15 protein-coding genes and 1 pseudogene are annotated in these 13930 nt (G+C 61.6%); 9 read left to right on the forward strand and 7 right to left on the reverse strand.

Annotation, left to right across the window (positions count from 1 at the left end):
- Nucleotides 1-60 precede the first annotated feature (60 nt).
- Nucleotides 61-744: a hypothetical protein gene (locus tag BLV27_RS09410; protein WP_092645223.1), complete on the reverse strand. Its 684-nt coding sequence runs from the start codon at nucleotides 742-744 to the stop codon at nucleotides 61-63.
- Nucleotides 745-874: 130 nt separating this feature from the next.
- Here BLV27_RS09410 and galE point away from each other — a divergent pair, with 130 nt between their 5' ends.
- A complete protein-coding gene (gene galE, locus BLV27_RS09415) occupies nucleotides 875-1891 on the forward strand; it encodes a UDP-glucose 4-epimerase GalE (protein ID WP_092645225.1) in 1017 nt (338 codons plus the stop codon).
- Here the strand turns inward: galE and BLV27_RS19035 are convergent.
- The 6 genes from BLV27_RS19035 to ccmA all read right to left on the reverse strand — a co-directional run bounded on the left by BLV27_RS19035 (nucleotide 1881) and on the right by ccmA (nucleotide 4816).
- On the reverse strand, nucleotides 1881-2084 hold the full coding sequence (locus BLV27_RS19035) for a hypothetical protein (RefSeq protein WP_139176585.1): 204 nt from the start codon (nucleotides 2082-2084) through the stop codon (nucleotides 1881-1883). The two genes, galE and BLV27_RS19035, sit on opposite strands and share 11 nt — an antisense overlap.
- A 12-nt stretch (nucleotides 2085-2096) precedes the next feature.
- Nucleotides 2097-2621 carry a DsbE family thiol:disulfide interchange protein gene (locus BLV27_RS09420; protein WP_092645227.1) on the reverse strand — a complete coding sequence of 175 codons (525 nt, stop codon included), beginning with the start codon at nucleotides 2619-2621 and terminating at the stop codon, nucleotides 2097-2099.
- Nucleotides 2618-2752, reverse strand: coding sequence for a heme exporter protein CcmD (ccmD, locus tag BLV27_RS09425; RefSeq protein ID WP_092645229.1), 135 nt, complete (start codon nucleotides 2750-2752; stop codon nucleotides 2618-2620). The genes BLV27_RS09420 and ccmD overlap by 4 nt, the downstream gene beginning before the upstream one ends.
- Nucleotides 2749-3477 (reverse strand): heme ABC transporter permease CcmC, encoded by a 729-nt coding sequence (gene ccmC, locus BLV27_RS09430; RefSeq protein WP_092645231.1) that lies wholly within the window; start codon nucleotides 3475-3477, stop codon nucleotides 2749-2751. The genes ccmD and ccmC overlap by 4 nt, the downstream gene beginning before the upstream one ends.
- A gap of 62 nt (nucleotides 3478-3539) precedes the next feature.
- Nucleotides 3540-4196, reverse strand: coding sequence for a heme exporter protein CcmB (gene ccmB / locus BLV27_RS09435; protein ID WP_092645233.1), 657 nt, complete (start codon nucleotides 4194-4196; stop codon nucleotides 3540-3542).
- On the reverse strand, nucleotides 4193-4816 hold the full coding sequence (ccmA, locus tag BLV27_RS09440; RefSeq protein ID WP_092645235.1) for a heme ABC exporter ATP-binding protein CcmA: 624 nt from the start codon (nucleotides 4814-4816) through the stop codon (nucleotides 4193-4195). Before ccmA ends, ccmB begins: the two co-directional genes overlap by 4 nt.
- A gap of 125 nt (nucleotides 4817-4941) precedes the next feature.
- On the opposite strand from ccmA, the gene BLV27_RS09445 reads away from it, so the two are divergent.
- The 8 genes and pseudogenes from BLV27_RS09445 to BLV27_RS09480 form a co-directional block, all read left to right on the forward strand.
- On the forward strand, nucleotides 4942-6306 hold the full coding sequence (locus BLV27_RS09445) for a hypothetical protein (RefSeq protein WP_092645237.1): 1365 nt from the start codon (nucleotides 4942-4944) through the stop codon (nucleotides 6304-6306).
- Between the two features lie 136 nt (nucleotides 6307-6442).
- On the forward strand, nucleotides 6443-9220 hold the full coding sequence (gene acnA, locus BLV27_RS09450) for an aconitate hydratase AcnA (RefSeq protein WP_092645239.1): 2778 nt from the start codon (nucleotides 6443-6445) through the stop codon (nucleotides 9218-9220).
- A 129-nt stretch (nucleotides 9221-9349) separates the two neighbouring features.
- On the forward strand, nucleotides 9350-9796 hold the full coding sequence (locus tag BLV27_RS09455) for a methyltransferase family protein (protein ID WP_092645241.1): 447 nt from the start codon (nucleotides 9350-9352) through the stop codon (nucleotides 9794-9796).
- 82 nt (nucleotides 9797-9878) lie between these two features.
- A complete protein-coding gene (locus BLV27_RS09460; protein ID WP_092645243.1) occupies nucleotides 9879-10550 on the forward strand; it encodes a DUF1223 domain-containing protein in 672 nt (223 codons plus the stop codon).
- Nucleotides 10551-10610: 60 nt separating this feature from the next.
- Nucleotides 10611-11312, forward strand: coding sequence for an HAD family hydrolase (locus BLV27_RS09465; protein WP_092645245.1), 702 nt, complete (start codon nucleotides 10611-10613; stop codon nucleotides 11310-11312).
- A gap of 82 nt (nucleotides 11313-11394) precedes the next feature.
- A complete protein-coding gene (locus tag BLV27_RS09470; protein ID WP_092645247.1) occupies nucleotides 11395-11991 on the forward strand; it encodes a heme NO-binding domain-containing protein in 597 nt (198 codons plus the stop codon).
- 11 nt (nucleotides 11992-12002) lie between these two features.
- On the forward strand, nucleotides 12003-12989 hold the full coding sequence (locus tag BLV27_RS09475; RefSeq protein ID WP_170831404.1) for a GGDEF domain-containing protein: 987 nt from the start codon (nucleotides 12003-12005) through the stop codon (nucleotides 12987-12989).
- A gap of 486 nt (nucleotides 12990-13475) precedes the next feature.
- Nucleotides 13476-13930, forward strand: a pseudogene (locus BLV27_RS09480) (IS5 family transposase); the annotation flags it as partial.

Below are 13930 nucleotides of genomic sequence, written 5' to 3' on the forward strand. Positions count from 1 at the left end.
ACGCGAGATAGGGCTATGGGGGAAGGGTGTGCGACCCGCGAAAGGTGCCGCTGGAGGCGCTTACTTTTGGTTGCTGCCCGTCACCTTCACATTGTCGATGCCGAAGAATTCATCCCCGCCGCCCTGGTTCAGCGTAGTGGCGGCACCGAGCGTGATGTCCGACCCATCGTTCGCCGCGACCACGCGGACGTTGTAGGTGTAATCGTTTGTATCGGGCCGCCAGTTCCCGCCGGTTGCCGTTGACGAGCGGGTCATCATGACGGTCGTGCCACCCGCCGCATCGAAGGTCTGAATTGCCGGCCCGTCGCCGCCCCAGGAGTGGGTTCCGATAACCACGTCTTTGCCATTGATCGAGATCACGCCCTGTTCGTTGTCCCAGCTGTCGCCGATGATCATGTCGAACTCCATCACAGCGTAGGCGTATTTGCTGTCGACGGAGATCGGCATTTCAGCCCTCGTCGCGTTGCCGGACAAGGCGAGAATCTCGCCGAAGCCATTGATTGTCATCAACTCGCCACCGCTCCAGTCGCCACGCCCCTCGCTGAAGTCGTTTTCGGAGAACAGGCGGCTGAAAGCGGTGCCGACCTCGGTGTCAGCAAGGAATTGTGCGATGTCCACGCTCTGATCCTCGACGCCGCCGCTGACGACGGACGTCGCGGCAAGGCCCAGGCCCACAATGCCAGCCGTCAGGACCACCCAGTTGGCAGTTACGGCACCGTCCTCGGATTGGATAAGATCATGCATCGGGCTTACCTCGCTCAGGCGTTCATTTTTCACTTTTAATGAAGAATACCGACCAAAACTTGACGAAACTAAGTTAACCTATTGTGACCTCGGCAGTATTCACGCTGCAAATCAATCATTGAAGGATGCCATGCCTAGAATTCTTCTGACCGGCGGTGCGGGCTACATCGGCAGTCATACCTACGTCGCACTCATGGCCGCGGGCTATGAAGTCACGATCCTGGACAACTTCGAGAATGCTGACCGGGGCGTGATCGACCGCCTTGCGCGCCTTTCCGGGACGGAGGTGGACGTGGTCGAGGGATCGGTGCTGAACCGTACCCTTCTGGACCGGCTGTTTGCGGAGAAGTCCTTCGACGGGGCAGTGCATTTCGCGGCCAAGAAGGCCGTGGGGGAAAGCGTAGCAAGGCCGCTCGATTACTTCGAGGCAAATATCGGTGGGCTGGTGACGCTTGCCCAGGCAATGCGCGATGCCGGCGTCTTCCGGATTGTGTTCTCGTCAACGGCCACGGTCTACGGCGAGCCGGAGGTTTTCCCACTGACGGAGGATCTGCCGCTGAGCTATACCTCTCCTTATGCGTTCACCAAATTGACTTGCGAGCAGATCCTGGCGCAGGCAGCGCGGGCGGACCCATGGGTGGTGGGCGTGCTGCGCTATTTCAATCCGGTTGGCGCACATCCAAGCGGGCTGATCGGGGAGGATCCGCGCGGGATACCTGACAACCTGATGCCATTTATCGCCAAGGTCGCCATGGGAGAGATGGAGACTTTGCGGGTATTCGGCAACGATTATGACACGCCCGACGGCACCGCATTGCGCGATTACATTCACGTAATGGACCTGGCGCGGGCGCATGTGCAGTCGCTCGATGCGTTGATGGAAGGGCGGGCGCATACGCTCAACATCGGCACGGGCAGTCCGGTGTCGGTGCTGGAGATGCACGCCGCGTATCAGGATGCAGTGGGCCGGACGTTGCCTTATGAAATCGCGCCGCGCCGCGTCGGTGATGTGCCCAAGCTCTATGCCGATCCGGCGCGCGCGCGCGAGGTTCTGGGGTTTTCAGCAGAGCACGGGCTGGAAGAAATGTGTACGTCGAGCTGGACCTGGGTGCAGGCGCAGGCGCGGGGCTGGGGCTTCAATTCATGAGGTCGAAAAACCGGCGCTGATACTCCTGAGACTCGTGCCGGGCGATCTGAAGGTCTTCCGGGTTTGTCCAGCGTTTCAGCAAGGTTTCGCGCTGCGGGAAGGCATCTTCATCCATGCGATACGCGGTGTCCTTGGGGCCTTGAGTGGATTGGTGAAAGGTGTCGGATCTCGCTTTACTGGCCATAAACAGCAAGCATGTTGGCGATCAGTTCGCCTGTGCCGCCTCGATCGCAGGCAGGATCGTATCGTTCATCACCGACACCGTGATCGGCCCGGCGAAACGCAGGCGGACGATGCCGTCCCCATCGATCACGAAAGTCTCGGGGAAGCCTGTCACGCCCCAATCTATCGCCACACGGCCCCCGTCGACACCGATGGCCGCATAAGGATCGCCAAGTTCTTCCAGGAACTTTATCGCATTCGCCGGCTGATCCTTGTGGTTTACGCCATAGACTGGAACGACCTCTGAGAGGGTCTCAATCTGCGGATGCTCTACCCGACAGGGCACGCACCAGCTGGCCCAGAAGTTGACGAGCTTGACCTCTCGATCCGACATGAGGTCGGCGGGCAACGGGGTGCGGGTCGGCAATTCCGTGGTGTTTAGCGCGGGCGCTTCCTGCCCGATGAATGCTGATGGCAGGTCGTCAGGGTTGTCACGGAAAAGGCCGGACAGAAAGAACCCGGCGAGTAATGCGAACAGTGCGACGGGAACAAGGGCAAGCCATCTCATTTCTCGGCCGCCTTCAGCCGCCGCCCGATCGCGCGCGCGGCAAGGACGCTCTGCGCCACCAGCCCGATGATCAGCATGGCGGAAAGTGCATAGGCCATCAGGATGTCGAAGGCATAGGGACCAAGATTCATGCAAGACGCTCCTTCGCGGTCAGGGTTTGCAGGCGGCGGCGGCGTATTTCGGTACGGGTGCGCAGCAAGACAAGAGCCACGAACAGGCACACGAAGCCGGCGATGCTCAGGACCAACGGCTGCCAGAAGACGTCGGATATGTTCTCCTCCGCATCCAGCGACAGCGACGCCCCTTGGTGCAGTCCCTGGCTCCAGAATTGAGCGGCATAACGGGACAGGACGGCAAAGACCGTGCCGACAAGGCACAGGATCGCGGTAAGATCGGCGGCGGCGTCCGGCTCCTCGATGGCGGACCAGAGCGCGATATAGCCTAGGTAGAACAGCCCGAGTATCAGGAACGACGTCAGGCGCGGGTCCCATTCCCAATAGGTGCCCCACATGGGCTTGCCCCAGATCGCACCGGTGATAAGGGCGACGACCGTCATGATCAGGCCGATTGGGGCCGCCGCGCGCGCGGCCAGCGCCGAGACATGGTGGCGACGGATCAGCCAGATCAGGGACGCCACCAGCATCATGAACCACGCGTTTATCGCGATGAAGGCGCTGGGCACGTGAATATAGATAATTTTGACCGAGTTTCCCATCCGGAAGTCCTCGGGGGTGAAAAAGAAACCCCAGGTCAGGCCGACGCTGCACAGCAGTATGGCCAAGCCCCAGACCCAAGGCTGAACCTTGGCGGAAAAGGCCATGAAGCGGCGCGGGTTTGCGTATTCCCAGAGTGACATGACGGTGACTTATTTGCTGCGGCGCGGGGCGGCAAGCACCCGTGCCCAAGATGACGCACGCGTCACCGAAGGTTGATCCGAAGTGCCGCTGCCGTTGCAAAGGGCAGGACAGCGATGCAGCCCAGTGTGATGCCGCCCAACAGGGCAAGCGGCGTCGCGACTGAAAGCCCCTCGGCCCCGCGACGCACGACCTCGGCCCCGAAGACCAGGGTCGGGATGTAGAGTGGCAGCACCAGCAGCGAAAGCAGGAGCGATCCGCGCTTAAGCCCTACGGTAAGCGCCGCACCGAACGTCCCCAGCCAAGACAGCGCCGGCGTGCCGATCAGCAGCGACAGGACCAGCCAAGGCAGGGCGGCGTGCGGCAGGAACAGCAGCAACGAAAGCGCGGGTGCTGCGACCGTCAGCGGCAGCCCCGTTGTGATCCAGTGGGTCAGCGCCTTGACGGTCGCGACCCCCTCCAGCGGGATCGGTGCCGTGGCAAGCAAGTCGAGCGAGCCATCCTCCAGGTCCAGCGCGAAGATCCGGTCGAGCGACAGCAAGCAGGCCAGCAAAGCGCCAAGCCAGAGGATGCCCGGCCCGATCGGGGTCAAAAGGTCGGACTGTGGCCCCACGCCCAACGGCACCAGCGTCGCCAAGATCAGAAAGAACGCGAGGCCCAGGCCGAACCCGCCGCCCGCCCGTGTCGCCAGTCGCAGATCGCGCACAAGTAGGGCGATCATTCCAGCGCCTCCGCAAAGGGGTCGTCCACTTTGGCGGTCGGGTGCAGGGATGCGGCAAAACGGGCCACGTCGAGGGTGCGTGTCTCGGGCAGGCCAAGGTCGATATGCGTGGCCAGAATAGCGGAGCCGCCGCCCGCCAAGTGCCCCGCCACCGCCCGCCCGAAAAGCGCGACGTTCGCCGTATCGAGAGAGACCGTCGGTTCGTCCAAAAGCCAGATGCGCCGCCCGGTCAGGGGCAGACGGGCGAGGCTGGTAAGCCGTTTCTGCCCCGCCGACAGGTCAGCCGCGCGCCGGTTCATCAGGGGGCCAAGGTCAAAGGCCGCAACCGCGGGGGTGATGTCGGAGCAGCCGAATATGCGCGCCCAGAAGGTGAGGTTCTCGGCCACCGTCAACTGTCCCTTCAGGCCGTCGGCATGGGCGGCATACGCGCAAACGTCAGGGTTCACGTCGCCCTCCACCGGCGGTGTCAGCCCGGCCAGCGTCCGCAGCAGCGTCGTCTTGCCCGCACCGTTGGGGCCGCGCAGCACCAAGGCCTCGCCCGGGGCCACATCGAACGCCACCCCCCGCAGGACGGTGATCTGGCCCCGGCGGCAGGCAAGGTCGGTGACGGAGAAAGTCATGGAGATGGGTTTAGGGGCAGGCTTCGGCAAATGGGAGGGGAAACTGCAACTTGAAAAGTGGCCAGCCTTGAGTCAAGTTTGGAAGATGTAATAATTTCAATATGATCCATTTTACAGGTGCCCCCATGAAAGACCTTCCCGAGTTCGTTGCAAGCGGCATTGACGCGCGCCTTTTCCCGGTCTTGGCCGAAACCAGCAAGGAGAAGCGCGTCGCCTCGATCTTCCTGGCGGTCATGACGCAGATACCAGCGCTGGCACAGGATGTGCTGGGGGCCGTGGGGGTCCGGGTGGGCAAGAGGACGCAGGTTCGTGCCTTTACCGAGGTTGTCCTGAAAGGTGACAGCGCTTCCCGACCGGACGGGTTGATTGTCGTGGATACCGGGCGGACGCATTGGTCGGCGCTTGTCGAAGCCAAGGTCGGGCGCAACGACTTGGACGATGAACAGGTCCAGCGATATGTCGAACTGGCCCGCGCCAACGGGATCGACGCGGTCATCACAATTTCCAATCAGTTCGTTGCAAGGGCGGAACATTCGCCCGCCAAGGTGCCCAAAACGATGTTGCGGAAGGTATCGCTTTTCCATTGGTCGTGGCCATGGCTGGCGACGTCATGCGAAATCCTCGGGTATCGCGGTGACGTCCGGGACAGCGAACAGGCGTATCTATTGGAGCAGTTGAACCATTTCCTTGCCCATCCCGCGACAGGGGTGGAGCGGTTCACACAGATGGCACCGGCCTGGCGCGATGTCTCGATGGCGGCAACGCGAGGGGAGGCGTTGAAGAAGACCTCCCCCGAGGTCGAGGAGGTAGTGGCGAGTTGGCTGGCGGAGGAGCGGGACCTGTGTCTGCACCTATCGAGCCATGTCGGGAGAGATGTCTCGGTTCGGATAGAACGGAAACTTGCGGATGATCCGGCTGCGCGCCTGAAGGACCGGATTACGAGTCTGACCGAGACGTGTATTCTGACGTCGTGCTTCCGCGTCCCCGATTGCGCGTCGGACATCGACGTCAGCGCCGATATGGCGCGGCGCACGGTTGCAGTGACGATGTCGGTCAAGGCCCCGACCGACCGAAAGTCGACGAAGGCCAGGGTGAACTGGCTGCTGCGCATGTTGCCCGAAGACGATGAGCGGCTGAGAATCTCGGCGCTCTGGCCGGGGCGGGCCTCTGCGACGACACTGGGGATTTCGCGGCTCCGCGAGGAACCGGAGGCGCTCAAGTCCGAGAATGCGGCGGTCGTGCCGCACGGGTTCGAGGTGTCTCTTGTCGCGACGCTGGGGACGCGGTTCTCGGGACGCAAGACCTTTATCGAAGACCTGGAGGCGATCGTGCCGACGTTCTACGATCTGGTCGGCGTAAACCTGAAGGCCTGGCAGGCACCGCCGCCGAAACCGGTGAAGAGCAGATGCGATCCGAACCCCGGCGAGGTGGAGGCGGAAGACCTTGAGCCCGGCGGAGCATTGCCGCGCCCGGACACCTCGGACGTCTGAAGGGGTTAAGAATCCCGAAGATCATCATGGAAATTGCGCGGATATGCCTCACGGTATGCGACGGTATACCCTTGATCCCGGCGCGTGCATCGGGCAATAGACAATCAATTCCCAGTCACATGCCCGGAGGCCTTCCATGACCGTCGTCGTCGGAACCGATACCGCAAAGACCCGCCGCACCCTCAATGTCGGCAATCAGAGCGTCAGCTACTATTCCATCGCCGCTGCCTCCGAGGCGGGGCTGGGCGATTTTACCAAATTGCCCGCGGCCCTGAAGGTTGTTCTGGAGAACATGCTGCGGTTCGAGGACGGTGGTCGCACGGTGTCGGTCGATGACATCAAGGCCTTTGCCGAATGGGCGAAGAAAGGTGGCAACAACCCGCGCGAGATCGCATATCGCCCTGCGCGCGTTCTGATGCAGGACTTCACCGGCGTTCCGGCCGTCGTCGATCTGGCTGCGATGCGTGACGGGATCAAGGCGCTGGGCGGAGACCCGCAGAAGATCAACCCGTTGAACCCCGTCGACCTGGTCATCGACCACTCGGTCATGATCGACGAGTTCGGAAACCCTCGCGCGTTCCAGATGAACGTAGACCGTGAGTATGAGCGTAACATGGAGCGGTACCAGTTCCTGAAGTGGGGCCAGACCGCGTTCGATAACTTCCGCGTCGTGCCCCCCGGCACCGGCATCTGCCACCAGGTGAATCTGGAATATCTTGCGCAGACCGTTTGGACCGATGCGGACCAGAATGGTGAGCAGGTGGCCTACCCGGATACCCTCGTTGGCACCGACAGCCACACCACCATGGTAAATGGTGCGGCCGTCCTGGGTTGGGGCGTTGGAGGTATCGAGGCTGAGGCGGCTATGCTGGGCCAACCGATCTCCATGCTGATCCCCGAGGTCGTGGGCTTCGAGCTGACGGGGCGGATGATGGAAGGGACCACCGGCACCGACCTGGTGCTCAAGGTCGTCGAGATGCTGCGCGAAAAGGGCGTGGTCTCGAAGTTCGTTGAATTCTATGGCGAAGGTCTGGACCATCTGCCGCTCGCAGACCGCGCGACCATCGCCAACATGGCCCCCGAATATGGCGCGACCTGCGGCTTTTTCCCGATCGACGACGAGACGCTGCGCTACCTGCGCAATACCGGTCGCGAGGAAGAGCGCGTTCAACTGGTGGAGGCCTATGCCAAGGAAAACGGCTTCTGGCGCGGTGCGGATTACGCACCTGTCTACACTGATACGCTGTCGCTTGACATGGGGACGATCGTGCCCGCCATTTCCGGCCCCAAGCGACCGCAGGATTACATCGCGCTGGACACGGCGGCGACGGAATTCGGAAAGTTCATCAAGGGACTGCGCGAAGACAAAGACGCCAGCGAAAATGCCGAAGTCCGCTGGGAAGGTGAGGGTGGCGCGCCTGAGCCTGTCCATATCCCCGGCGACGAAGGCCACCACGCCCGCGGTCACGTCAACGGCGGCGAGGCGGACCGCGCGCAGTTGCACGACGGCTCCATCGTGATCGCGTCGATCACCTCCTGCACGAACACGTCGAACCCCTACGTGATGATCGGAGCCGGTCTGGTGGCACGCAAGGCGCGCGAGATGGGCCTGACCCGCAAGCCATGGGTCAAGACGTCGCTCGCCCCCGGCAGCCAGGTGGTATCGCATTATCTGGAGGCCGCCGGGCTTCAGGAAGATCTGGACGCCATTGGGTTCAACCTTGTGGGCTATGGCTGCACGACCTGCATCGGTAACTCGGGTCCGTTGGCCCCAGAGATTAGCAAGTGCATCAGCGACAATGACCTTGTCGCCACATCGATCCTGTCGGGCAACCGCAACTTCGAAGGCCGGATTTCGCCGGACGTGCGCGCCAACTATCTGGCGTCGCCCCCATTGGTGGTGGCCTATGCCCTTGTGGGTGACATGAACGTCGACATCACGACGGTGCCGCTGGGTCAGGATAAGGACGGCAACGACGTCTTCCTCAAGGATATCTGGCCGAGCTCCAAGGAAATCGCCGACCTTGTGGAGAAGACCGTTACCCGCGAAGCCTTCCAGGAAAAATATGCCGATGTGTTCAAGGGCGACGAGAAGTGGCAGGCGGTCGACATCTCTGAGGCCGAAACCTACGATTGGCCAGCGACGTCGACTTATGTGCAGAACCCGCCGTATTTCAAGGATATGGACCCCAAGCCGGGTAAGATCGAGGACATCAAGAGCGCCCGCGTTCTGGCCGTTCTGGGTGACATGATCACGACCGACCACATCAGCCCGGCCGGATCGTTCAAGGAAAGCAGCCCGGCGGGTCAATACCTGATCGACCGGCAGGTTCCGGTGCGGGAGTTCAACTCCTACGGCTCGCGCCGCGGCAACCACGAGATCATGATGCGTGGCACCTTCGCCAACATTCGCATCAAGAACGAGATGCTCTCGGGGGTCGAGGGTGGCTATACCAAGGGCCCCGATGGCGATCAGACGTCGATCTACGATGCGGCGATGGCCTGGCAGGAAAAGGGCGTGCCGCTTGTCGTCTTTGGCGGCGAACAGTACGGGGCCGGTTCCAGCCGCGACTGGGCTGCGAAGGGTACCGCGCTGCTGGGTGTGAAGGCGGTGATCGCCGAAAGCTTCGAGCGTATCCACCGCTCCAACCTGGTCGGAATGGGCGTCATTCCGTTCGAGTTTACCGGCGGCGACTCCCGCACCTCGCTTGGTCTGACAGGAGAGGAAGAGGTCTCGATCGAGGGGCTGGCTGACGTCAAGCCGCTGCAGGAGGTTCCAGGGACGATCAAGATGGCCGACGGCAGCGAAAAGACGATCACGCTGAAGTGCCGGATCGATACGGAAGTCGAGATTGATTACATCAAGAACGGTGGCGTGCTGCACTTCGTGCTGCGCAGCCTGGTCGCCGCCTAGATCGATCGGTCACAATGATGTGCGGCGGGGCCCTTCTGGGCCCCGTTTGCGTTGTGCGGCCGGCGAATTCGTTGAAAGCTCCGGTCGGGGCTCTGAAGAATGATTACGCAGGCTTGAAGGATTGGTTTGATGAAGAATTTTCTCGACCTGCCGCCTATTTGGCTTTTGGGGACGTTGTTCGCGTCGTGGGTGTTGGGGAAGCTGGAGCCATCGCTGTCCTTCGGCGCGTTCGGGCAATGGCTTGGCAATCTTCTTATCGTGTTGGCGTTGGTGCCGCTGGTGTGGTCCGTAGCCTTGTTTCGGCGCAACCAGACCCCGATCGAGCCATACCAACAGCCCCGGATCCTGCTTACCGAAGGGCCGTACAAGGTATCGCGCAATCCGATCTATCTTGCGTTTGTCGTGATCGCACTGGGGTTCGCCCTGCGGCAGGGCGTCGTAATCTCACTCTTGCCAGTGCCGCTTTTGTTCGTTGTGCTGGATCGGCGGTTCGCTGCGGTCGAAGAGGTGCGGTTGCTGGCGAGCTTTGGTGCCGAGGCCGAGGCCTATATTGCGTCCACGCGGCGATGGCTGTGACTTCGAACCTCACCACAGGGTGATTGGAAAGCCGCCGCGCTGCTGATTAGGTACACGGTACATAATAGGGAATCACCATCTCATGCGTCTAGCCTCCGCCACCTTGACGATGCTCGCCCTAGCCATCCCTGCCGCCGCCGACCCCGTCGTAGTGGAGCTTTACACCTCGCAGGGATGTTCGTCCTGTCCGCCGGCCGATGCTATGCTGGGCGAGTTGACCACGCGCGATAACGTCATCGCGCTCTCGCTGCACGTTGATTACTGGGACTGGATCGGGTGGAAGGACACGTTTGCCGACCCTGCCTTTAGCGAACGTCAGTTGCTGTACGCCAATGTTGTCGGTTCGAACATGCGATACACCCCACAGTTCGTGGTCGGAGGTGTCGATCGCGTGGCTGGCCCGTCGGCCATGGAACTGTTCGACCTGATCCAAAGCCATGATGGAGCCACCAATGACGTCCTGCAGGCCGACGGGACCGAGGTTACGGTGACGGCAACGGGTCAGGCGGGGCAGCTTATCGCCGTGACCTACAGACCCAAGGCGACCGTAGAGGTCTTGCACGGTGAAAATGCCGGTCATTCGATCACCTACCACAACATCGTCCGGTCCTGGACAGTGCTGCGAGAATGGGACGGGTCTGCCACCACGGTCAGTGTCCCGCCTGCCGGAGACGGCTATTCGCTCGTCGTGCTTGCGCAGGCGATCATAGACGGGAAGCCGGGGCCGATGCTGGGCGCTGTGAAGCTCGACTGACACAGTCAGTTTAGGTTGGGGCGGCTGGACGAGAGCGGGCACCCGCGTCAGTGTCCGCGCATGATCCGCGCGATTCTCTTTGACAAGGACGGTACGCTTACCGACTTCCGTGCCACGTGGGAGCCGTGGATGGCCGGCATGATCCACGAGTTGGCGGATGCCAGCGGGGCCGACCCCGAGGGGATCGCCGAGGATTTTGGCTTCGACCTTGAGACTGGCACCATCCCCCCCCACGCACGTTTCGTGACCGCTCCGGGCTATGTCACCGTCGATTTGGTAGCGCGCCGGATCGGGTGGGACAGGCCGCGACTTTCCGGCTGGCTCGGGCCGCGCTCGTCGTCGGTCTCGCAAGTCGTGGTCCCCGGCGCGGTGGCGGTCCTGCACCGTCTTGCCACAGCAGGTTTTACCATCGGTGTCCTGACCAATGCCGACGAGGCCGAGGCCCGGAGGCATCTTGATCATATGGGGGCGCAAACTGCTGTGAGCCGGATCATCGGACACGACAGTGGATTCGGGGCAAAGCCGGATCCGAAGGGGGCCGCCAATTTTGCGGATGCCCTGAATCTGGCGCGCGAAGAGGTATTGCTCGTCGGGGACGGGATGACGGACATGGAGGCCGCGCGCGGTGCCGGACTTCCGGCGGTGGGCGTTCTGACCGGCACGCTTGACCGCGCGGCCCTTGCCCCGCACGCGCGCGCCGTCCTGCCGGACGTCACGCACCTGCCGGATTGGCTAGCCAAACAGGCCACTTCGGCGGCCTAGAAGAGCGCGTTTCCCAGCCGTTTACCGGTCGTTCAGGATTATCTGGTTAAAGCGCCCGACATCGAGCCGCCGGAGGGAAGCGATGCACGGTCTGATCTGCAAATCGCTGGAGGCATTCGTTCGCGACCAGCACGGGGAGGACACATGGCATCGGATCGTGCAGGCCTCTGACCTTCCGTACCCCAGATTTGAAGCCTTGCGCAGCTATGACGATGACCTGATGACACGCGTGTTCGACATGGCTTCCCGTGAATTGGGCCGTAGCTTTGCCGCGCCGCTCGAAGATATCGGCCACTGGATATGTACCCACCCACCGTTGGAGGCAGTTCGGCGGCTGATCCGTTTTTCGGGGACGTGTTTCGTCGATCTGATCTATGCGCTGGATGAAGTCCACGATCGCGCCCGCATCGCTCTGCCCGGTTTGGGTTTGCCCAAGTTCACCGTGACGGAGTTGGCACCGAACGATTTTTTCATCATATCCGTCTGGCATCTTCGCGGGGGCGGCGCGTTCCTGACGGGTGTGCTAAGAGCGATGGCAGACGATTATGGCGCGCTGGCCCTGATTGATGCCGGTGATCGCCGGAAAGTTGACGGCAAATGGCACGAGACGCTGACCGTGCGCATCTTCGATCAGGCCCATCACAAGCCGCGCGAATTCATGTTGAGCGATATTTCGTGAAATCAGTTTCGATGGATATCGCTACCATGCGCGCGGTCTTGCCGATGGTTATTGTTTTTGACGCATCAGGCGAAATCCACTTGATTGGATCCACGCTGAACCGGATGGCACCGGACGCGACTGGCCAGCACCTGTCGGACATGCTGCGTTTTACTCACCCCCCGGTCGAGTCGGAGCCGGAGAAAGTTCTGTCGAAATTCGGCCGCCGTTTACGCGTGCAATTGTTGGCCGAGGTGAATGTTCCGGAGGGGGAGCCTCCGGTCACGCTGCACGGTGCGGTGGTGCCGTTGTCGAATGGCTCGGGTCTTCTGAATCTTTCGCTTGGCGCTGATCCCATGCGGGCTCTGCGCCGACATCGATTGACGGCGCGCGATTTCGCGGTGACCGATCCAATGGTGGACTATCTCTATCTAATTGAGGTGCACAGTCTTTTGCGGTCCGAATATGAACAATTGAGTGAGAGGCTGGAATTGGCGCGCACTGCTGCGGAACAGGCAGCCGTCACCGACAAACTGACGGGGTTGTTCAACCGCCGCGCAATGGACGACCACTTGGCCAAGCTGACCCGATCGGCGATCCGACCGTTCGGCCTGATGCAAGTGGATCTGGACTACTTCAAGTCAGTGAACGACACCTACGGTCATGCGGCAGGCGACCGTGTCTTGGAAGTGGTCGCCCGCATCCTGTCCGAAGAGGTGCGCTCAGAGGACATGGTGGCTCGCATGGGCGGGGACGAGTTCATGCTGGTTTTCGACAATTGTGCTGATGTCGATCTGATGCGCCGAATCTCGGATCGCATCATCGCTCGTCTGGAACATCCTATCGACTGGGAGGGGCACCGCTGTCGCATCTCGGGCAGCGTGGGGATCACGATGTCCAGTTATTACGAAACGTTGGATCCAGACAGGCTTGTTTCGGACGTCGATGCGGCGCTGTATGTCTCGAAACGGGCGGGCCGCGCCCGCACCTCGGTCTTCAATCCTGCCCAGGTCGGCTGACGTCGCGGCTTTGGATGCCGGGACGGAAGCTTGTCGTCGACCGCACTGGCGGCGTGAAAGTCCGTGTACTGCGCACTTCGATGACGTACCGCCCGCCTTTGGTATATTTTCGTCTGTGGGGTCGAGAGGTTCTTGTCGCCCTTGCTGGCGGAGCGATTTGCGACGCTGAAACCCCGGGAACGTTCCAAATCCGGCGACGCCGGGTTTATTCAATCTACGAGGTCCCTTTGGTCGGGGCCGTTGGCCCTGCGCGACAGGCCCAGAGCAGGCGGCACGGGATCGTCGGGTTCTGGCTCGTATCGTAATCTGGCTGAAAGGATGTGGGACCTGCGAGAGATGGCCACAGAATGGAAGATCCGCAATACTAAATTGGGACCGACAATGGTCAGGTTCCGCCCGGGCCGCACGCTTAGGCTCAGGACCCATTGATTTATTTGCAGTTCCTGAGGCTGCCTGATTCAAGCGCCCGAACTTCGGGAGCACGACATGAGGGACTTGTATTGGCTGAGCGACGCTCAGATGAAGCGGCTTCGACCGTACTTCCCGAAGAGCCATGGGGGACCACGCGTTGATGACCGGCGCGTCTTGAGCGGGATTATTTTCATCAACCGCAACGGTTTGCGCTGGCGTGATGCGCCTGGAGAGTACGGCCCGCATAAGACGCTCTACAACCGCTGGAAGCGGTGGAGCGATATGGGGGTGTTCGCCAGGATCATGACAGGGCTTGCAGCAGAGGCACCTGATAACCGGACGATTTCTATCCCCTCTCGGGACATTGCTGCGCAATGCACTGCCGGGCAGTGGATGCGACCTATCTCAAGGCACATCGCACTCAAGGCACATCGCACGGCCTCCAGCCTGCGGTCGAAAAAGGGGGGCGTGGCCGTCTGATCGGGCGGACGAAGGGCGGGATGAATACGCAACTGCATGCCGTCACGGAT

The organism is Jannaschia faecimaris, assembly GCF_900107415.1.
In the GTDB taxonomy this organism is placed as follows: Bacteria; Pseudomonadota; Alphaproteobacteria; order Rhodobacterales; family Rhodobacteraceae; genus Jannaschia; species Jannaschia faecimaris.

Coding starts and splice junctions, on each gene's coding strand:
- BLV27_RS09410 (WP_092645223.1), bottom strand. CDS start 744: ATGCATGATCTTATCCAATCCGAGGACGGTGCCGTAACTGCCAACTGG.
- galE (WP_092645225.1), top strand. CDS start 875: ATGCCTAGAATTCTTCTGACCGGCGGTGCGGGCTACATCGGCAGTCAT.
- BLV27_RS09420 (WP_092645227.1), bottom strand. CDS start 2,621: ATGAGATGGCTTGCCCTTGTTCCCGTCGCACTGTTCGCATTACTCGCC.
- ccmD (WP_092645229.1), bottom strand. CDS start 2,752: ATGAATCTTGGTCCCTATGCCTTCGACATCCTGATGGCCTATGCACTT.
- ccmC (WP_092645231.1), bottom strand. CDS start 3,477: ATGTCACTCTGGGAATACGCAAACCCGCGCCGCTTCATGGCCTTTTCC.
- ccmB (WP_092645233.1), bottom strand. CDS start 4,196: ATGATCGCCCTACTTGTGCGCGATCTGCGACTGGCGACACGGGCGGGC.
- ccmA (WP_092645235.1), bottom strand. CDS start 4,816: ATGACTTTCTCCGTCACCGACCTTGCCTGCCGCCGGGGCCAGATCACC.
- BLV27_RS09445 (WP_092645237.1), top strand. CDS start 4,942: ATGAAAGACCTTCCCGAGTTCGTTGCAAGCGGCATTGACGCGCGCCTT.
- acnA (WP_092645239.1), top strand. CDS start 6,443: ATGACCGTCGTCGTCGGAACCGATACCGCAAAGACCCGCCGCACCCTC.
- BLV27_RS09455 (WP_092645241.1), top strand. CDS start 9,350: ATGAAGAATTTTCTCGACCTGCCGCCTATTTGGCTTTTGGGGACGTTG.
- BLV27_RS09460 (WP_092645243.1), top strand. CDS start 9,879: ATGCGTCTAGCCTCCGCCACCTTGACGATGCTCGCCCTAGCCATCCCT.
- BLV27_RS09465 (WP_092645245.1), top strand. CDS start 10,611: ATGATCCGCGCGATTCTCTTTGACAAGGACGGTACGCTTACCGACTTC.
- BLV27_RS09470 (WP_092645247.1), top strand. CDS start 11,395: ATGCACGGTCTGATCTGCAAATCGCTGGAGGCATTCGTTCGCGACCAG.
- BLV27_RS09475 (WP_170831404.1), top strand. CDS start 12,003: ATGGATATCGCTACCATGCGCGCGGTCTTGCCGATGGTTATTGTTTTT.